The 18997-nt window shown below is 69.1% G+C and carries 11 protein-coding genes and 3 pseudogenes; 9 read left to right on the plus strand and 5 right to left on the minus strand.

Annotated features, from left to right (window positions below; translation table 11 throughout):
• The first annotated feature begins 64 nt into the window (after positions 1–64).
• From M8I34_RS13970 to M8I34_RS13980, 3 genes are read left to right on the plus strand one after another with little or no spacing between them, the layout of a single operon-like run.
• Complete coding sequence (locus M8I34_RS13970) at positions 65–1429, plus strand: ferric reductase-like transmembrane domain-containing protein (protein WP_250049775.1); 1365 nt, start codon at positions 65–67, stop codon at positions 1427–1429.
• Positions 1430–1441: 12 nt separating this feature from the next.
• Positions 1442–1870: an FMN-binding protein gene (locus M8I34_RS13975; RefSeq protein ID WP_250049776.1), complete on the plus strand. Its 429-nt coding sequence runs from the start codon at positions 1442–1444 to the stop codon at positions 1868–1870.
• Positions 1863–2639: an FAD:protein FMN transferase gene (locus M8I34_RS13980; RefSeq protein ID WP_250049777.1), complete on the plus strand. Its 777-nt coding sequence runs from the start codon at positions 1863–1865 to the stop codon at positions 2637–2639. The genes M8I34_RS13975 and M8I34_RS13980 overlap by 8 nt, the downstream gene beginning before the upstream one ends.
• 548 nt (positions 2640–3187) lie before the next feature.
• On the opposite strand, the gene M8I34_RS13985 is transcribed toward M8I34_RS13980, so the two are convergent.
• Entirely contained in the window at positions 3188–4861 is a 1674-nt protein-coding gene (locus M8I34_RS13985) for a hypothetical protein (protein WP_250049778.1), read from the minus strand.
• Positions 4862–7003: 2142 nt separating this feature from the next.
• Positions 7004–7222 carry an EF-hand domain-containing protein gene (locus M8I34_RS13990; RefSeq protein ID WP_030987670.1) on the minus strand — a complete coding sequence of 73 codons (219 nt, stop codon included), beginning with the start codon at positions 7220–7222 and terminating at the stop codon, positions 7004–7006.
• Between the two features lie 891 nt (positions 7223–8113).
• Here M8I34_RS13990 and M8I34_RS13995 point away from each other — a divergent pair.
• Complete coding sequence (locus M8I34_RS13995) at positions 8114–10510, plus strand: Orn/Lys/Arg decarboxylase N-terminal domain-containing protein (protein WP_250049779.1); 2397 nt, start codon at positions 8114–8116, stop codon at positions 10508–10510.
• Between the two features lie 312 nt (positions 10511–10822).
• A complete protein-coding gene (locus M8I34_RS14000; RefSeq protein ID WP_250049780.1) occupies positions 10823–11374 on the plus strand; it encodes an SMI1/KNR4 family protein in 552 nt (183 codons plus the stop codon).
• A gap of 598 nt (positions 11375–11972) precedes the next feature.
• Here M8I34_RS14000 and M8I34_RS14005 read toward each other — a convergent pair.
• Both M8I34_RS14005 and M8I34_RS14010 read right to left on the minus strand, forming a co-directional pair.
• On the minus strand, positions 11973–13013 hold the full coding sequence (locus M8I34_RS14005) for a vWA domain-containing protein (protein ID WP_250049781.1): 1041 nt from the start codon (positions 13011–13013) through the stop codon (positions 11973–11975).
• A 1022-nt stretch (positions 13014–14035) separates the two neighbouring features.
• Positions 14036–14437, minus strand: a complete 402-nt coding sequence (locus M8I34_RS14010; RefSeq protein ID WP_250049782.1) for a hypothetical protein — start codon at positions 14435–14437, stop codon at positions 14036–14038.
• A 723-nt stretch (positions 14438–15160) separates the two neighbouring features.
• Between M8I34_RS14010 and M8I34_RS14015 the strand changes: the two are divergent.
• From M8I34_RS14015 to M8I34_RS41615, 3 genes and pseudogenes are all read left to right on the plus strand, one after another.
• Positions 15161–15463 (plus strand): annotated as a pseudogene (locus tag M8I34_RS14015) (helix-turn-helix domain-containing protein); the annotation flags it as partial.
• Positions 15464–15710: 247 nt separating this feature from the next.
• Positions 15711–16730 carry a hypothetical protein gene (locus M8I34_RS14020; protein ID WP_250049783.1) on the plus strand — a complete coding sequence of 340 codons (1020 nt, stop codon included), beginning with the start codon at positions 15711–15713 and terminating at the stop codon, positions 16728–16730.
• Between the two features lie 189 nt (positions 16731–16919).
• Positions 16920–17066, plus strand: a pseudogene (locus M8I34_RS41615) (IS630 family transposase); the annotation flags it as partial.
• Between the two features lie 102 nt (positions 17067–17168).
• Here M8I34_RS41615 and M8I34_RS14025 read toward each other — a convergent pair.
• Positions 17169–17600: pseudogene (locus M8I34_RS14025) on the minus strand (NUDIX domain-containing protein); the annotation flags it as partial.
• Between the two features lie 381 nt (positions 17601–17981).
• On the opposite strand from M8I34_RS14025, the gene M8I34_RS14030 reads away from it, so the two are divergent.
• Positions 17982–18830, plus strand: coding sequence for a hypothetical protein (locus M8I34_RS14030; RefSeq protein WP_250049784.1), 849 nt, complete (start codon positions 17982–17984; stop codon positions 18828–18830).
• Positions 18831–18997: the final 167 nt, after the last annotated feature.

Below are 18997 nucleotides of genomic sequence, written 5' to 3' on the forward strand. Positions count from 1 at the left end.
ACGGGGCCGCCGCCTGACGCAGGACCCCGCCGGTGGCCTGATCCGTTCGCCGAGGGGAGTCCTCATGACCGCTGTCCCGCACACCCGCACCGGCAAGTACGTTCCGCGACACGCACCACCGCCGGCCCGGCGCGTACCCCCGGAAGGCTTCCTGGTGGTGATCTACGGCGGTGCCGTCGCCGTGCTCGCCCTGTGGTGGCGCCACACACCGTCGGTCGTCGGCCTCGACGGCTGGCTGACCGGCGCGGGCCGGATCACCGGGCTGCTCGCGGGCTATGCCTGCGCGGTCCTGCTCGCCCTGATGGCGCGGGTGCCGGTGCTGGACCGGGTGGTGGGTACCGACCGGCTCGCCCGCTGGCATGCGACGGGCGGGCGGTACACCGTGTTCCTTGCCCTCGCCCACACCGCGCTGATCATCTGGGGCTCCTCGATCACCGCGCGAACCAACGTGTTCGACCAGACGACGACCCTGGTGTTCCAGTACCAGGACGTGCTGTGGGCCACGATCGGCCTGCTGCTGCTCGTCGGTGTGGGGGTGGTGTCCGCCCGCGCCGCCCGCCGCCGCATGAGCTATGAGACCTGGCACTATCTGCACTTCTGCACCTATCTCGCGGTGTTCCTGGCCTTCTTCCACCAACTGTCGAACGGCGAGGACTTCGTGGCCGACCGGCCGGCCCGACTCGCCTGGTACACGCTGTACCTCGGGGTCGCGGCGCTGCTGCTGTGGAACCGCTTTCTCACCCCCCTGCGGCGGGCGCTACGGCACCGGCTGCGGGTCGCCGAAGTCCACCCGGAGGCTCCCGGGGTCGTCTCGGTCTACCTGACGGGAAAGCGGCTGGAAGAACTGGGGGCGCAGCCCGGCCAGTTCTTCCGCTGGCGCTTCCTCGCCCCCGGCCAGTGGTGGACCGCCAACCCGTTCTCGCTCTCCGCGCCGGCCGGCCCGAGCGAACTGCGGATCACCGTGAAGGAGGCCGGCGGCCACAGCCGGGCAGTGGCCCGGCTCCGGCCCGGCACGCGGGTGTGGGCGGAAGGGCCCTACGGAGCCTTCACGGCCGCCCGTCGCAGCAGTGCGAAGGTGCTGCTGCTGGGCGGCGGTGTCGGCATCACCCCGCTGCGGCCGCTGTTCGAGACCCTGCCCGGCGAGGTGACCCTGGTGTACTTCGCCCGGCGTGCGGAGGACCTCGCGCTGCGCAACGAGCTGGAGGACATAGCTGCCGCCCGTGGCGCGCAGGTGCACTACGCACTCGGCGAAGGGGCCGGGAACTCCCTGCCGCTGACGGCGGACGCATTGTGCGACCTGATCCCCGACCTGGCCTCCCATGACGTCTACCTGTGCGGGCCGCCGGGGATGACCGAGGCCGCCAAAAGCGCCCTGCACGGCGCCGGAGTACCGCGCCGCCGCATCCACCACGAGTCGTTCGCGTTCTGAGGAGACCGCACCATGAAGCGAGCCATTGCCGCCACCACCGCCACCGTCGCAGGTCTCTTCCTGATGCTGGCCCTGAAGCCGCACCAGACTCCGGCGGCCGCAGCCGCCCCGCCGGCCGGGCCCGCCCCCAGCGCGTCACCGAGCGGCGTCCCGTCACCCCGGGAGCGCGACGGGACGTCGGGGACCTTCACCGGCGACACCATCGACACCGCACGTGGCCCGGTGCAGGTGCGGGTCACCCTGGTCAAGGGCAGGCTGACCACGATCACCGCGCTCAAGGGCGAGCACGACGAGGGCGCCAGTGCCGACGCCGTACCCCGGCTCAGGCAAAAGGCGCTGGCCGCGCAGAGCGCGAAGATCGACGCCGTGTCCGGGGCGACGTTCACCAGTCAGGGCTATATCTCCTCGCTACAGAGCGCCCTGGACCGTGCCCATGACTGAGCCCGGCGCGGTGCGCCACGCCGAGCACGCCATGGGCACCGTGTTCTCCTTCGACATCCGCGGCGCACCGACCCGCGCGGTCGCCCGGGCACTGGCCGACGCCGTGGCCTGGCTGCACCGAGTGGACGAGGTCTTCTCGACCTACCGCCCCGGCAGCCAGATCAGCCGCCTGGGCCGCGGCGAGCTGACGGAGCGACAGTGCGACCCCGAGGTGGCAGAGGTCCTTGAGCTGTGCCGGGCCGCCGCGCGCTCCAGCAACGGCTGGTTCTCCGCCACCCCCGGAGGCCGCCTCGACCCGTCGGCCGTCGTCAAGGGCTGGGCAGTCGAGCGTGCCTCGCAGCTGCTGTACGACGCGGGCGCCCGCCATCACAGCGTCAACGGCGGCGGCGACATCCAGACCCGGGGCGAGGCCGCGCCCGGCCGGCCCTGGCAGATAGGCGTCGCCCACCCGCTGTGTCCCGGTGACCTCACCACTGTCGTCACCGGCCGGGACCTGGCCGTCGCGACATCCGGCACCGCCGAGCGCGGCCCGCACATCCTCGACCCGCACACCGGCCGGCCGGCGACGGACCTTGCGTCGATCACGCTGGTCGGCCGCCACCTCACCGAGGTGGACACGCTCGCCACGGCCGCCTTCGCCATGGGCGACGCCTCTCGCGAGTGGCTGCGGTCGCTGGACGGGATCGAGGCCTTCGCGGTCACCGCGGACGCACAGGCGTGGTGGACACCCAACTTCGCCGCGTACGGGCGGTGTCCGGCAGGACGATGAGCCCGCACACCCCGACCAGGCTGATCACCGCCTTGATCCAGTTGGCCATCCCGTGCCATCCCGTGCCATCCCGTGCCATCCGGCGATTCGCGCGTGACGCACGTCTGCCCAGCGTTCGTAACGGAAGCCCCCCTCTTCAGCAGTGGGCGCCAGTGGGACCGCGCAGCTCGTCCACGCGGGTGGCGATGGGGCAGGCAAGCCGGCGGGGCAAGCGGCCAAGGTGGCGAGAAAGGTTCTGAGGGCGTGCCTCCAAGGGTGGCGTACGTGGTGAAGGTGGTGTGCGTGGGCGGAATTACTCACCCGGTGCCACATGCCGGTTGGGCTGTCTTCGGCACGCCCGGTTTCCTGTGTGCAGCACCGCCGCACAGGTGCCTCTCGTGTCGCGCCGGGCCCGGAGCGAGTGGTGGTGCCAGTGCCCCTCCATGGGGCCTTGGCGTGTGCCGAGAGATCCTCGGTCCGGGAGATCTTTGTGTCGTTCGGCCGGCGGCGGCAGCGTGGGTGTGCAGGCCAGGAGGCGGCGAGGATTTGGGAGCGCAGGTCCTCGCGGTTCAGTCGGGGTGGTTGTTGCTGTCCGGGTCTGTGGTTTTGAGGCGGCAGAAGCATGATGCTTCGACGGGGACGTCCGCGAGTGCGGTGGCCAGGGTGAGTTGCTGGGCGATGAGGTGGGCTTCTGCTGTCCTGCCGAGCTGTATGAGGCATTCGTGGAAGCCGTGGAGGGCCCAGACGTTTCCTGGATGTTGCAGGGTTCGGGGGAGGGTGTGGTCGAGTCCGAGGTCGGCCCGGTAGACGGCTTCGGCTTCTTCGACCCGGCCCTGTTCGAGCAGGAGTGCGCCGTAGGCGTGGCGGGTGGGTTGCATCCAGCCCCAGGGTTCGTCGTAGGGCAGGTTGTCGTCGAGTTCGATGGAGCGTTCCAGGCAGGTGAACGCGGTGTCGTAGGCGCCTTTGCGGTAGGCGAGTTCGCCGTCGAGCATGGCGGAGGCGATCGCGAGGATGTCCCGGCAGGTGTTGTTGAACAGCATCCGTGTCCGGGGGACTTGTTCGGTGGTGTGGCGGAAGAGTTCTCGTTCGGTCTCGGCTGCGGTCGTCGCCCCTGTGGCGGAGTAGGCCACTGCGCGTGCGTAGTGCAGCATCGCGGTGGTGACGCAGTACAGCTCGGGGTCGGTGGGCATCGGCAGCGTGAGGATGTCCGCCCACCGGCCGAAGCGGATCAGTACGTGCACCCGCATGGCGAGGAAGCCCTCCAGCCAGTCGGCCATGGGCGGGCTCTGGACGCGCAGCAGTTCCTCGGGGATGGACGCCTCGAGTTGCGCGGCGGTCTCCAGCGCCGTCCCCGACTGGCCGAGGAACATCGCGCCGTAGATTTTGAAGTGGTAGTTGTGCGCGCGATACAGGGTGTAGAAGTTCATCGCGCCGGCTCGCCGCAGGTACTTCGCGTCGGCCTTGATCGCGTCGCTGTTGCCCGAGACGACCCGCCGGTAGTCCCCGCACAGTACGTCGAGGTGTGAGGGCATGTGGTGCAGGTGGCCCGCGTCCGGGACCAGTCCTGGCAGCCGGTCGGCGACCGCGAGGGCCTTCTCCGGGGTCGGCGACATCTCCATCAGATGGATGTACAGGTGCAGTGTGCCCGGGTGTTCGGTGCCGGCCGTGGTCAGCAGCGCGCGGTCGAGGACGGCTTTCGCCTCCAGTGTGCGTGCGCCGACGGCGGGCTCGCCCGTGCGCAGGTCCCACAGCTTCCACGGGGTGAGGTTCATCAACGCGTCCGCGTAGAGGATGGCGACGTCGAGGTCGTCGGGCGCGAGTGCGTATACGGTGCGCATGGCCTGGGCGTAGGGCTCGTTCCACGCGGAACAGTCCTGCGCGGCGTGTGGGGCGGGGTAGCGCCGGCGCAGTGCTTCGATGAGTGCGCGCTCGATCGGCGTGGCTTCCTCGCACCGTGCGTGGGCCTGTTCGACGGCGGTGTGTGCCCGTTCCACTGTGTGCTGGAGATCGGCGTCGTCGAAGGAATCCCAGGGCTTGTTGTAGTTGGGGCCCAGCGCGTAGGCGATGCCCCAGTAGGCCATGGCGCAGCCGGGATCCGCGGCCGCCGCCGATTCGAAGCAGGTGACGGCCTCTTCGTGGTTGAACGCGTAGCTCCATACGAGGCCACGGTCGAACCAGCGCTGTGCTTGGGGCGAACGTGTCGATACGGGCCGGGTGAAGGTCCCGAGGTCGAAGTAGTCCATGGGGTCTCCTGCAAAGGATGTGACGCGACGACAGTCGACGCTGAGTCCTGAGTCCTGAGTCCTGAGTCCTGAGCGCTGAGGGCTCGGTGCGCAGGCGGCCGTGGCTTGCGGCCGGCCCTGCGTTCGGGACCGGAGCGGCCGCAGTGACTTTCTTGCGGTTCACCAGCGGGTGCAGAGGGTTACCTCCCGGCTCTCTCTGCGATCTTGCGGGTCTGGCACCCACGGGCCTCGTAGTGTGCTGCCGGCACGTGGAAGGTCCCGGTGCTCGCGCCGCAGGTGTGCCTGTGGCCAGGCCGGCAGGTGCGGCCTCGCCGGTGGTTTTGCCACGAGCGGCGCCGGCCGGGAGCGCGCTCGGTCTGTTCCGTCGGGGTGCGGCGGGGCTCTCCAGCACGCGCCGCGTGACCGGGGCGGCTCCGGCACGAGCCCGAGGGTTGCCGGCGCGCTGTGTGGGCGGGAGCTGATGCACCGGGTGTTCACGTCCGGCTTCCTGGCGCAGGGCGTTTCCGGGGGCGGACCGGGGCCGGCGGTGGGGGAGGGGTGTATGGCGTGGGTATCGAGCACACTGTTGTCGACCGTGTACACGCAGGTCCGGCCTCTCCTTCCCTTCGTTGAGCCGGTCCGGTCGGCGCCGGCTTCGTTTGCGCTGGGCTGCTTCAGCTTGGTGCCCAGGCCCACCGTGCAGGCCAAGGGCCTCGGTGGGCGGACGTCGCCCCGTCGCCTCGACAAGGTCCGTCTGCTCCTGGCGGACCGTTCCCGGGGAGTCAGTTCGACTGTAACCCGGGTGTGGCCGGCGCCCGGATACTGCTCGGGTGCCACGCCGAGGATTGCCGTCAGAGCGCAACCGGCCTTCCGCTCCGGCTGGATTTGTCTGCTGATGGTCTGCGGTCTATGGCTGGCTGGCGGGTGCAGGGCAGAGGGTGGGTGGGCAAGTAGAGCATCCGGGCTCGTGGGGTGCGGTAAGGGCGGCCGGGCAGGCTGGCCTGGCACTCGGCCACCAGGCCAGCGGGTGAGCGCTGGTGTTCTCCTGTTCAGCACCCTCGGGGGCCTGGCGGCGCGGCCTGCTACGTGCCCTGTAACACCGCTCGCGTTGCACTCCTGACCTGCTGAGGCAGGGAGTCGGGCGCTGGGGGAGCGTGATACGCCACGGCGCTGCCCGCTGCCCGCCGTTTGCTGATCGCTGCCGCTGCTGGTAGTCGTTGCCAGCATGATGGGATGAGAGTGGGCATGGCAGAGACCCGGCTGGTCGTGCGCGTGGAAACAGTGCGCTGGGAAAGCTGGGCGTCGCGGCCGGCTCCGCGAGGGGTTGGGCCGTGGCCTGGTGCCGGTCGGTCAGACAATCTCTGCCGGATCGTGCGGGTCGTGCTGTGTGAGCGGGCCGGCCTGGAGCCGCGCACGCTGACTTGATCGGTCTGACGGCCCGATACGCCCGGATGCCGGTTCACATCGTGGTCGAGGGATGCTGGGATCTTTTGCACAGACCGCCACGGCGGGATGTCCCCCGCTGCGCGCCGAACAGCGCAGCCCCATGCCTCCTGCCTGCTACCTCTTATTTGCTGCCTGTATGTGCTTTGAACAGACCTTGTCCGCCTCGCCTACCGAGCCACGCGTTGATGAGTCAGGCGAGCCGCAGTTGCGCGCGGGGACCGGCTGCTCGACTCCTGCCCGGGGCATCGGACTGTCATCGACGCCGGCAGCGCCCTCCCCGGTCGGCCGACAGTGCCCTCACCGGGATGGTCGCCGCATGGTGCTCGTAGCCGGCCCGGCTTGCCTTCCCGTGCGGGTGCTGACAGTACGAGGCCCCGGGCCGGATGGGCTCGGGGCCTTCGCGTACGGGTGTGTTCGGCCGGCTCAACCACCCACCAGCCGGGGCTCTGGTTTCGTTGTCACAGCTGTTGCAGCGCCGCCGTCCCGTATGCGGAACGGCGGACATCAGGACGGTGATCCCTGCGCGCTGCTCACCTCGTGCACATCCCACTCACTCTCTTGCCCCTTACAGCGGTTGCAAGCCCTTGCAGTCCTCTTGGCCCGGAGCTTTTGCGGGAGTACGGGCGTGGTCTCGCTGTGAGCGTCCACGGTCCACGAGATGGAGGCGAAGGGGCCGCAGCGCCTGCGGCACCCCGTCATGTGTCGGGTCCGGCAGGGTCAGCCCTTCATGGCGGCCCAGAACTCCTCGAACGACATCTGGCGGTCGCCGTTGGTGTCGAGTGAGTCGATCAGTTCCTGGGCCTGCGCTTCGGTGATCTGCGAGCCCTCCAGCTCCGCCACGACCTTGCGGTATTCGTCCGCGGTGACCTGGCCGTCCCCGTCGATGTCGTAGCGCTCGAAGACCTTCCGCGCCGCCGTCTCCATGATGTCTGCCATGTGCTCCGCCCTTCTGTGATCTTCGCTGACGGGCCCAGATTATCTGTCCGCCCAGAGCAAGCGGGCGCTGCCCACCTGTCTGGCTGTGCGGGCCGAGCTCGTTCCGGGCGGCGGAGGAACAGGGCGATGCGCTCCACGGTGCGCTACGGGTTCCAGGTCGTCGGCGGCACCGCGCGAACTGCGGCCTGGGCAGGACACCTCCGGCTCCCGCTCCTGCTTCCGTACCTCGGCCTCCCTACCTCGGTCTCCCGTATCTCGGCCGCGCCGACGCGTCGGCGCATGCGCTCCAGCTCCAGCTGGAGGCAGATCGCGATCACCCCAGCCGGGACGGGCGGCAGGCTGGGAGAAGAGCCGCTCATCACTGCGATTTCATGGAGGCCCGCCGTCAACCGGCTGCGGCGGCAGCCGTGTGGCACGGGCCGCCGCGTGCCGGCGCCACGGACCGAGACCGTCTCACAGCGGGAGCGGGAGCGGGAGCGGGAAGAGGGAGGGCGGGAGGACGATTCGCCCACCGGTGTAGCAGCGGACGCACCGGGACGTCACATGCCGGCCGGCCAGCGGATCCTCACCGCGTCCCTCGGCACCGCTGCCTGCCGCCGAACGCGGGCGGAGCCTCAGCAGGGCCCCTCCTCACCGGTCTGCCTGCCGCAGAGGCAGTAGCCCTCAGCACGCAGCAGCCCCGCCGAAGCCCGCCGCCACCACGCTCACACACCACCGTCAGATACGGCGTTTCCCTCATCGGAGTGGTTTCGCCCCGTCACCGGGCCGCTGCCGGCGATCTTCCGGTTGCCTCTCAAACAGCACGCATGACGCACACACCGGTTGCCTCTCGGACAGCACACACGGCGCACACAGCAGACCTCACCGACACGCGCAGAGCAAAGGGCCACTATGACCGACGGGACGATTCTGTTCGCGCTACGCGAGCTCCCGCACAGCGAAGGCACCACCGCCGAGCAACTGCGCACCATCCGCAGCGAGCTCAAGATGCGGGGCCTCGAGGTGCGCTGGGCCACCACCGCCGGCGACGCCCAGGCAGTGCTGCGCACCGAGGCAGGCCTGGCCGCCGCCGTGATCGACTGGGACCTTCCCCAGACCGCCACAGACGGCGACGAGACAGGCGGAGCCGCGGTACTGCGCCACGCCGGCCGGCGCTTTCACCACCTCCCCGTCTTCCTGGTCACGGACGGCGAAGACCTCGAACACCTGCCCCTGTGGGTGGCCGAAGGGGTGATCGGCTACATCTGGCCGCTGGAGGACACCGCACCCTTCATCGCCGGACGCATCGCCGGCGCCGCCCGCAGCTACCAGAACAACCTGCTGCCACCGTTCTTCGAGGCCCTGCGCCGCTTCGACCACGCACACGAATACTCCTGGCACACCCCGGCCCACTCCGGCGGGGTCGCCTTCCTCAAGTCCCCCGTCGGCCGGGCCTTCCACGACTACTTCGGAGAACGGCTGCTGCGCAGCGACCTGTCGATCTCCGTCGCCGAACTCGGTTCCCTCTTCGAACACACCGGCCCCATCGGCGCGGCGGAACGCAACGCCGCCCGCGTCTTCGGCGCCGACCGCACCTACTTCGTCCTCCACGGTGACTCCACCTGCGACCGGATGGTCGGTCACTTCAGCGTCACCCAGGACGAGATCGCACTGGTGGACCGCAACTGCCACAAATCGGTGCTGCACGGCCTGGTCCTCTCCGGAGCCCGGCCGGTCTACCTGGTCCCCACCCGCAACGGCTACGGACTGGCAGGCCCCCTGCCACCCGCCGAGATCCAGCCACCCTCGGTCGCCTCCCGCACCAGCCGCAACCCCCTGACCCAGGGCGCCGTCTCGCCCCAGGCCCAGTACGCGGTGCTGACCAACTCCACCTACGACGGCCTGTGCTACGACACCCTCCAGGTCGCCCAGGCCCTCGCACCCAGCACCCCCCGGCTCCACTTCGACGAAGCCTGGTTCGCCTACGCCCGCTTCCACCCCCTCTACACCGGCCGCTACGCCATGGCAGTAGGCCCCGACACCTTCCCCGGCCCCGAACGCCCCACCGTCTTCGCCACCCAGTCCACCCACAAGCTGCTGGCCGCCCTCTCCCAGAGCGCCATGGTGCACATCAAACCCGCCCCCCGGGCGCCGGTGGAGCACGAACGGTTCAACGAGGCGTTCATGATGCACGGCACCACCTCACCGCTGTATCCCATGATCGCCTCCCTCGACGTGGCCACCGCGATGATGGACGGCCCCCAGGGCCGCTGCCTCATCGACGAAGCCGTCACCGAAGCCATCCGCTTCCGCCAGAGCGTCGTACGCATCGCCCGGCGCATCGCCGCCGCCGACGACCGGCCCGACTGGTTCTTCGGCGTCTGGCAGCCCGAGACCGTAACCGACCCGGCCACCGGCGAACGTCTGCCCTTCGCCGACGCACCACCCCAACTGCTGCGCACCGAACCCTCCTGCTGGCAGCTGGAGCCCGACGCCGGCTGGCACGGCTTCACCGGCCTGACCCAGGGCTACTGCCTGCTCGACCCCGTCAAGGTCACCCTCACCTGCCCCGGCATCGACGCCACCGGGCGCATGTCCGACCAGGGCATCCCCGCCCGCGTCCTCACCGCCTACCTGGCCACCAGGAACATCGTGGTGGAGAAGACCGACACCTACACCACACTCATCCTCTTCTCCATGGGGATCACCAAGGGCAAGTGGGGAACCCTGATGGACGCCCTGATGGACTTCAAAACGCTCTACGACCACAACGCACCCCTGGAGCGCGTGCTGCCCGACCTGGTCGCCGCCCACCCCCACCGTTACACCGGCCAGAGCTTGCGCGACCTGTGCCGGCAGATGCACCACCACCTGCGCGACGCCCGCCTGGTCGAGCTGCTCGATGCCGCCTTCCACGACCTGCCCGAGCCCGTCACCCCGCCCCGGCACTGCTACCAGCGCCTGATCCGCGGCGGCACCGAGCGCGTAAGACTGAGCGACGCGGCCGGCCGCGTGGCCGCCGCCATGGTCACCGTCACCCCGCCGGGTATTCCCGTCCTGATGCCCGGCGAAAACACCGGTACCCCCGACGGCCCGCTGCTGCGCTACCTGACCGCCCTGGAATCCTTCGACCGCCGCTTCCCCGGCTTCCACAGCGAGACCCACGGCGTCACCCTCGCCCCGGACACCGGCGACTACCTCATCGAATGCGTACGCCCCCTCCCCGCCCAGCAGACCGGCCACACAGCCGCAGAACACCACACGCCCCCGACCCCGAACCACCTCAGCCCCCAACTGCCCCCGAAATGACCCCAGTCAGCCCCCTCAGTCAGCCCCCAGTCCGACCCCAAGACACCAGGTCCCCCCCGCTACCCCCAGCCCCAGCCGCACTCCCAGCCGCCGCTCCCCGCACCCGCCGCACTACCCCAGCCGCAGTCGGCCAGCCGCCGCCGCAGCCCCAGCAGACACACGGCTCCCCACAAACGCTCACGACCATCGCCAGGACCACCCGCGCCGGTGCGTCAGCCGACACGTGTGTGCCCGCTGCCCGCTGCCCGCTGCGCCGGGCCCGGTGCGCACAGTGCGGAGAACCGGCACCGGCCTCGTTGCTACGGTCGCTGGATGGGGAGCTGGAACGAGAACGCCGTACGCGCTCGCATACGGCAGATGGCGGCACGGGACCCGAAGCGGGCGCGCTTCGGGGCGGACACACACCGCTACGAGTTGGCGCCGCCGCTGCCCCAGGCGCAGATCAGGGCGTTCGAGGAAGCCCACGGCATCGAACTGCCGTCGGCCTACCGGTCCTTCGTCGCGGAAGTGGGCAACGGCCCAGCCGGCCCCGGTCACGGCCTGATGCCGCTGACCGCCCCCCGCCCGCAGGCCGGCGAGGAGTGGGCCGCGGACGATGAATGGGAACAAGACCGGCTGCCGGGCCGACTCGCCACACCGTTCCCCCTCACCGAACCTCTGCCCGGCCGGATCGGCACGCCGGCCGACGAACTGACCCCGGGCACGCTCATGCTGGCCGAAGAGGGCTGCGGCATCTTCCTACGGCTGATCCTGACCGGCCCGCGCGCCGGCCAGGTCTGGCAGATTGACCCGGACTGGGGCGGCTTCGTCCTAGCGAGCCCCGGCTTCCACACCTGGTACACCCAGTGGCTGACGCCCCCGTGAACACACCTCACACCACCCGCCTCAACCCGCCCCGTCCCCCGCCCCGGCCCTCGCCCACCCCTCCAGGCTCTCCACAACCTCTGGCAAGCAGCCCTTGCCAGAGACCAAAAGGTGCAGAAACCACAGCGTGCACACACCACGCACCACAGCCAACCGCGCGCGCCGTACCTCCGCCAACACGCCGCCGCCGACCCTACGGGCCGACCCTCCACCCGGTGCTGCATCCAGAACCGGCAAGGTCTGATCAATGTCTGGCGGCCGGGCCCGGGCGGGGCAGATCAGTCCGGCAGGCAGCGCTCGCTGCCCCTTCACGGCCTCAGCGACAACGCAGATGGCACCTGCCGAGGAATCAGCCCCACAGGTTGCCGGCCAACTGCTCGCTCGGCCAGGCCGGGCCATCCGAGGGACGCAGACGCGTAGCCCGAAGACCTGCTCCCTGCACACCACCCCCACACCACCACATCACCGCCGCCACTGGCCTCTCAGCCGGCGAGGTCGCCGCAAGCCGTCGAATAACGACTTCACCCGGACGAACTCGCCTTCACAGGCCCGAGCTGAAAGCCCCGCCGAGGGCCGGATCGGCGGGGCTTTCCAGACGTCAGATCATCAGCAGTAGCCGTGTATGCGGTACCAGCTTCCGGTTGACGCTGGTGCTCTGCACAAAGATCGTGAAGTCGTCGTTATGGTCCGGCTTGACGCGAGTCTCCTCGTCCGGCAGGCCGAGCAGGGCTCGGGCCTCCGGCCCCGCATACACCCGGTCCGTCTTCTTCTCCAGCACCGCAATCTGCTTCCGTGCCTGGACTTTCTCCGACTTGCTCAGCTGATAGAACGCACAACCGGTGCGGAAAGTGTGTCCGCATTCGACGACCCAGTCCCGGATCGTCGCTTCGCGAGCCACCGGAATCAGCTGGTACCCGGATGAATTCACCGGGGTGAGACCGGCCGCCTCTATGGTGTCCTTGTTGACAGCCTCGGCACCCGTGGAGAACACCGCCCGAGACCCCCGGATGCCCTGGGTGCGTCCCACCATGAATTTCTCGGTTGCCTGCTGGATGACCTGCCCAGCCTCCTCCAGACCCTGTGTGCTCGTGGCGTCCCAGATGGCGATGTTGTCCTTCGGGAAACCGCACTGCATGGCCTCGCGCTTGCCCATCTGGTCCGGCACAAGAACGGCCAGCGTCCAGTTGTCCGCCTGCGTCTCGGTCATCTTGCCCACGGCCTGCACCAGTTCACGCGGATCCCTGGCAGCAGCATCCGGGCAGCGATGACTTGCGTTCTCCTGCCCGTCAGTCAGCACGAACGTCAGAAAGCTGTGGTCACCGTAAAGCTGAGCTGTCTGCGCCAGCTCCTTCTGCGACTTCAGCGTGGCCGCCAGCAGAGCCGTCATTCCACCGACCCGGTACAGCTGCTTCAGGGACGGCATGCGCAGCACGTCCTTGTCGTAGATGACGCACTCCACCTTGTCCGCGAACACATACACCGTAACGCGGGTTTCCTGGTCCAGTTCCTTCGACCGGCGGGCCAGGTACGAAATCTGCTGGTCGGCGACCTCGACGACCTTCCGGCTCAGGTGCGACATGGACGAACTGGCGTCCAACACAAGAGCAACGTGATTGATGTAGTTCTGACTTCCGGACATAACTGCTCCCCCTTTTTCTCGCTCGATGCACCCATCGTCTCACCCGCCACTGACAATCGATCTTGGAGCCAGGCGCATGCAGCCCCGAAATGCCCGCACTCTCCACGACGAAAGCCCCAGGACCAGCACCGTCACCCGGGCCGCAACAGCGGACCGTCCGAGGAGAGAGCTGACCAGCCTGAACCGCGGCCCCGCAGGTGACGCGTAACCAGTCCCCACGTCGCGCGCCGCACGCCGCTCCACCAAGGCGCCACGCCCGCCACCGGCCCGCCCCACTACCGCCGCGTAAATCAGCCGACGCGTGACTCCATCAGCACACCTCCGGAGCACTGAGCGTCGTACCGTGGCCCGGTCGGGAACGTATTTGGTGGTGGGGAACAGAGTCTGTGCCTGTCCAACGGTGGCACGGAGGCGTTCATCGACGTGCTGATGCCGGCGGTATCCGATCTCGCTGACGATGTGTGGGACTACCGCTTCGCGGCTCTTCTGACACGGCAGGACCAGAACGTGATGGGGCGAGGACCGTCGGCTTCGATCTGCAAGACATCGCGTGGGGCACAACTCCGAGGAGACGTGCCCGTTCGAAGGACTTCGTGCTGCGCGCCACCGCACTGGCGTTGAGCCGCCACCGCTGGAGCGAGCTCGGATACGTCCCTTCCTTCGCCCAGGACTACCTTCACCAGTTCAAAGCGATGGCCGAGCCCTTCGTACCGGCCGACGACACTCACCTCGCCGGAGGCTTCCCTGGACCCGAGGAACGTGCGATGGCCTCATGCCCACAACACCGGATCCTCAGCGTGCTGCCGCACTGGGACGGGTGTTTCCTCTGCACCAAGCCTAGCCAATCTTGAGCGCCGCAGTTGGCGAAAGCCGCCAACTGCGGCGCTCAGTCACCAGCGCTCGCTCTGCCCCGTGGGGGAACTCAGGGAGCCTTGTGTTGGAGCCCCGGTTGGAGTTTCTGCCGTCGCCCGCCCGAGGAGTACGCGGAAGGCCGGCATCCAAGACGGCATCGAGGCCGGCCATCAATCCCACGAGTTGAAGAGCGTTGCACCCAGCGTCTCCGGCCGCCAGTGCTTGATCTGACGCCACTCCGCGGCAGACAGAGCTGAGGTGTCCGACTCCACCAGCGGTGAGAGGAGCCGGGCTGCACTCAAAACGACAAAACCGACATCGCCGAGGACGCCGGCCCAGGCAGGAGGTTCCTGGAATTGGCCGGTGTACCAGTAGCGCCGGCCACCAACAAAGGCAACCAACGGGCAGTGAGCGTGAAACAGAGCGATGTGTATGCCCTCCCGGTCACTGATCGCGGCGCTGTGGAAGTTCTGCGGGTACTCCTGCTCCGTAAAGTCCTCGACCTGCCCGCGCGCAGCCCGCGCCGCGGCATACCAGGCGACACGGCATGCCCTGGGATCGGTAGCCGGCACGGGAGGGTCACTCCCGTCTCGGAACCCCGTTACACCCTTCTCCAAGCGCAGGGTGACCTGCGAACTGTCCACCTTCCCCCTCCGAACAGGCCGCTCATACTTCGATGCCGCAAACCTACTGACCAGCGACCTCCGCCGACACAGGAAATCCGCCAACAGCGTCTAGCAGCTGCCAGTGACCGGGCGTTTCACATCCCACCTCCGTGCCCACCTTCCCGGCCGACATCTGTGAGGCTGGGCGGCACGCAGACGTCTCCGCGACAAAGCCGGTACTGGGACGGCCGAACTGGATACCGGGGCACGCGACAATCACGGCACGGTCATGGCTCGGAAGCGGTACTCATCGCATCCCGTGGCAGACCGTCTGGGGTCACTGGACCAGCCGCCGTTCTGGCCTGCTCACCTGGCGGACCAGACCGCGAACCGTTCCGGTATGCGACCGCCCAGAGCGCACCGGTAATCCAAAGAGCGCCAACAGCCCCCGGACCGTCACCGCTCTGGCCCTCACACAACTGCGGTCAGGGCCCTCTTGTCTCCACCCGGTGCTCATGGCATGGGATGCCGCGTCCAGCCACGACGTCTGTGCTTCGCCCCCTCGCGGCGGGCAGGGCCAGGCTGTGGCTTGCCAGTGATCCACTTCGGCCGATCGGTTCGCCCGCCATGCCCGTTCGCGCTGCCTGTCCAATAGCCCTGAGCGCCGCCGAACGCGTGCGGTTGAAGAAGATGGCCTACGGCCACAAGACCGAGCACCGGCTGCGGGTGCGTGCGCAGGTCGTCCTGCACGCCGCGCGCGGACGCTCCAACGCGCGCATCGCCCGGGAGACGGGGCTGCACCTGGACACCGTGCGCCGCTGGCGTGGCCGGTTTGCTCAGGCGGGCCTGCCCGGGCTCAAAGACCGTCAACGCTGCGGGCGTCCCGCTTCGTTCACGCCGTTGCAGGCCACCGAGGTCAAGGCGCTGGCCTGCCGACTGCCCGCCGAGACCGGGGTGCCCATCTCACGCTGGTCGTGCCCGGAACTGGCCCGTGAGGCCGTCACCCGCCAGATCGTGACCGCGGTGTCGCCTTCCACCGTGCGACGCTGGCTGACCGAGGACGCGTGGCCGGGTGAGACACGCAAGGCTTCTGGACAGGCGCTCAGCTGCCCCGACCGCCTCAGTCGGCTCCTCAGCTCGGTGACAGGCCGGCCGTGGTGCAGCCTTGACGCTGACGCAGCGGCAGCTTGGACGATGACGCCGTACGGCAGACACAGTCATTCCTCTGGAGGCATTCGTCATGTTGCGCGGCAAGGGCATCCATTACGACACCGGCACCTTTCCCAACGGCGACACGTCGCGCCCTGTCTTCGACGTTCGGGACGTCGAACGGGACATGCGTGTCGTCGCGGAGGACCTGCACTGCACCGCTGTCCGTATCACCGGGGGCGATCCGGACCGTATCGAGACTACGGCGCGGTACGCGGCGGAGGCGGGCCTGGAGGTCTGGTTCTCGCCGTTTCCCTGCGAGCTGTCGAATGCCGAGATGCTGCCGCTGTTCACCGACTGCGCCGAGCGGGCGGAGCGACTGCGGCGCGACGGCGCCGAGGTCGTCCTCGTCACCGGCTGCGAACTCAGCGTGTTCGCCCGCGGATACCTGCCCGGGGACACACTGAACGAGCGCATTCCGGTCCTGGCGGGCCCCGGCCGAGAAGCCGCGCTCCGGGGCATCCCCGACAAGGTCAACTCCTTCCTGAGGGAGGTCGACGACGCCGTGCGGCCCCTCTTCGGCGGCCGCGTGAGCTACGCCTCCTGCCCTCTGGACGGCGTGGACTGGGCCCCGTTCGACATCGTCGGCCTGGACGCCTTCCGTAGCCTGCGCAATGCCGCCACCTACCGCACCGACCTGCGCAAGGAATGCGGCCACGGCAAGCCCGTCGCCATCATGGAGGCCGGCTGCTGCACCTACCGGGGAGCGGGAGAGCACGGCGGCGCCGGCTGGTACATGGCGAGGGCGGCCGACGGCGTCTCCCTCAAACCCGGCCTGGTGCGCGACGAGGGCGAGCAGGTCCGCTACCTCGACGATCTCATGACCGTCTTCGAGGGGGAGGGCGTCGATTCCGTCTTCTGGTTCAGCTTCGCCGGTTTCAGCACACCCCACCGGACATCCGGACCGGACGAGGACCTCGCCTCCTACGGCATCGTCAAAGTCCTGGACGAGCACAGCGGCTATCCCGCCGACAAGCGCGCCTACCCCGACACGCCCTGGGAACCGAAGCAAGCGTTCCACGCACTCGCCACCCGCTACAGGGCCCACTGAGCTTCTTCGGAGTGGTCACCGATCGGGCTCGTGACACGGGTCCGTGACGAGCGAGGCCCCGGCCGGTTGAGCGAGATACCTGAAGTCTCAGATCGCCTCGCTGACTGCGGCAGGCGTTGACATGGCCCTCGCCGGGTGTTCGATCGCAGCGCCGGCATCGTCCGCCCACCCGGCGAGGTTGTGGTCACTGTGCGCCCTCCCTCCGTATATGCCAACGCGTCCGCCGCCGAGCACGAGCGATTACGCGGCCTGCTGCGCGGCCGGGGCCGGACAGTAGTGCGGGCGGTGATGGTGCTGCTGTCGCTGCACGGCCTGTCACCTGCACAGATCGCCGTACCCTCGCTGCCCGCGGCCAGTGTGATCCGGTACAGCAACGCCAAGATCCCCGCCACGGCCATGACGTCGTGCCGGCCGCTCATCTCGGCACCCCCGACGGCATCAGCCCCCGGACGGGCCTGCTCTGAGCCCCTCGCCCGGGCTTGTTCGCCGTGTACATGCACGCGCTGCTCCCCAACCCATCTCCGCATACATGCGGCCTCCGGCGATGCCGGCAATGGCCGTCCGTGCATAGGGAACGAGCTGCTCCGGAAGCTCGTGCGGTGGCCACCGCTGCCAGGTGAGGCACTTGTCGGGCTCGCGGACCTCGGGCACCCCCTTCCAGCGGCGAGCCCCGAAGACCAGCTGCATCAGCGGCTGCCCGCCCGGGCTGTCCACCACGTGCACGACATGCACCAGCTGCACGTCCGCAGGGTCGACGGCCAGACCCGCTTCCTCCTGGGCCTCCCGCACCAGAGACGCCACCGCCGGCTCCTGCTCGCGGCGCCCTGCCAGGTAGTGCCATGTGTTCGGATCTGGTTCGGCGGCCCCGACAGGCCGCCGAACGGCTCGACTTGCAGCTTGTCACCGATCAAGGGGACTGCGAGATCGCCGAGTACAGCCAGGCTCTCACCTACGCGGGCCCAGCCCGAGTGCGGAGATCCTGCGGGTCACCGGGCGCCCCTCAGGGGCTGTGGTGGTGCGTGCATCCCGGATGCCATGGTCGACACGGCAAGGTCGCGTTCCTGCGGCGCATGGACGAAGGACGTCGAAGGGAACACGCGCAGGGAAGGCGGAAGGCCGGATGACTGCGGAAGGGCATGTCCTCAAGGCTTGAGCAGCGCGTTCGATGCGCCATCTGTCGCGGGGCACGCTAGACGCACTCCTCCACGGGAACCGGGGCCGCTCCGCACCGCAACATGGCACATTTTGGCTATGGCTTCTTCCCCTTCTGCTGTCGATCTGCGTGCCGAACCGGTCGATGAGGTGCTCGACCGGGTCGAGCGGTCTTTGGACGTTCGTTTGGAGCGGGGGAGTGTGGTGCGCAAGCGTCGCTCGGTCGGCGCGCACACGGACCGCGGGACCTGGGTGCGGTTGGAGCGCCGGCCTTTGGCGCGGGTCGATGGCCAGGGGTGGAACGGCACGGAGGCCGCGGCAGTGCTGGAGGGCGTCGCTATGCCGCGGTGGCTGGCCGGCGTCGCGTGGCGGGACGCGTCAGGCGAGGCTATGTGGCGGGCGGATGAGACGACCCTGCTTCCCGGTGCCCCGGTAAGGCCTGGGGGAACCCTCACCATCGATCCGCAGCTCCCCGGCGCCTGGTGGGGGCAGCTGAACAGGTCCCTGGACGCCCTGGCCGGCCAGACCACCACCCGCATCGCGACGCCGGACACGGTCACCATCACGCAGGCCCGGGTCACACAGGAGGTCACTTCGGCCTTCGGCGACCTCGACACCACCCTCGCGGACTGGCGGCCGGCCCACGCGGACCTGAATTGGGCGAACGTGACGGGCCCGACATTTTGCCTGTTCGACTGGGAGGACTGGGGCATGGCACCCAGGGGCCTGGACGCTGCCTCGCTGTGGGGGAATTCTCTGGCGGCCCCCGGCCTTGCGGAGCGGGTGTGGCGGGAGCGCCGCGAGGACTTGGAAAGTAGGGACGGGCTGCTGATGGCGCTGTTCTACTGCACGAAGGTCGTCGGCCGCTGGGCCGACGAGGCCGATCCCAAGCTCGCGCCCGCCCGGATCGCGGCTGAACGGATCGTGGGCGAACTTCAGGCCCGTTGACGACGCGAGCGGTCGCGCAGCAGCTTCCGGTACTGGCGCACTGTCGCCTCGTTGGCATTGAGGTGCAGTGCGTCGACCAGCTCACGCGGGTGTTCCTCGCCCGCACCGGTTCGAAGATCAGTTACGGGACAAGCGATAGCTGCGGTGTCGCCCGGCCTGGGCACGGG

The sequence above is a fragment of the Streptomyces sp. MCA2 genome, from assembly GCF_023544705.1.
In the GTDB taxonomy this organism is placed as follows: Bacteria; Actinomycetota; Actinomycetes; order Streptomycetales; family Streptomycetaceae; genus Streptomyces; species Streptomyces decoyicus.

Coding starts and splice junctions, on each gene's coding strand:
- M8I34_RS13975 (WP_250049776.1), top strand. CDS start 1,442: ATGAAGCGAGCCATTGCCGCCACCACCGCCACCGTCGCAGGTCTCTTC.
- M8I34_RS13980 (WP_250049777.1), top strand. CDS start 1,863: ATGACTGAGCCCGGCGCGGTGCGCCACGCCGAGCACGCCATGGGCACC.
- M8I34_RS13970 (WP_250049775.1), top strand. CDS start 65: ATGACCGCTGTCCCGCACACCCGCACCGGCAAGTACGTTCCGCGACAC.
- M8I34_RS13990 (WP_030987670.1), bottom strand. CDS start 7,222: ATGGCAGACATCATGGAGACGGCGGCGCGGAAGGTCTTCGAGCGCTAC.
- M8I34_RS14005 (WP_250049781.1), bottom strand. CDS start 13,013: ATGTCCGGAAGTCAGAACTACATCAATCACGTTGCTCTTGTGTTGGAC.
- M8I34_RS14030 (WP_250049784.1), top strand. CDS start 17,982: ATGGCTTCTTCCCCTTCTGCTGTCGATCTGCGTGCCGAACCGGTCGAT.
- M8I34_RS13995 (WP_250049779.1), top strand. CDS start 8,114: ATGACCGACGGGACGATTCTGTTCGCGCTACGCGAGCTCCCGCACAGC.
- M8I34_RS13985 (WP_250049778.1), bottom strand. CDS start 4,861: ATGGACTACTTCGACCTCGGGACCTTCACCCGGCCCGTATCGACACGT.
- M8I34_RS14020 (WP_250049783.1), top strand. CDS start 15,711: ATGTTGCGCGGCAAGGGCATCCATTACGACACCGGCACCTTTCCCAAC.
- M8I34_RS14000 (WP_250049780.1), top strand. CDS start 10,823: ATGGGGAGCTGGAACGAGAACGCCGTACGCGCTCGCATACGGCAGATG.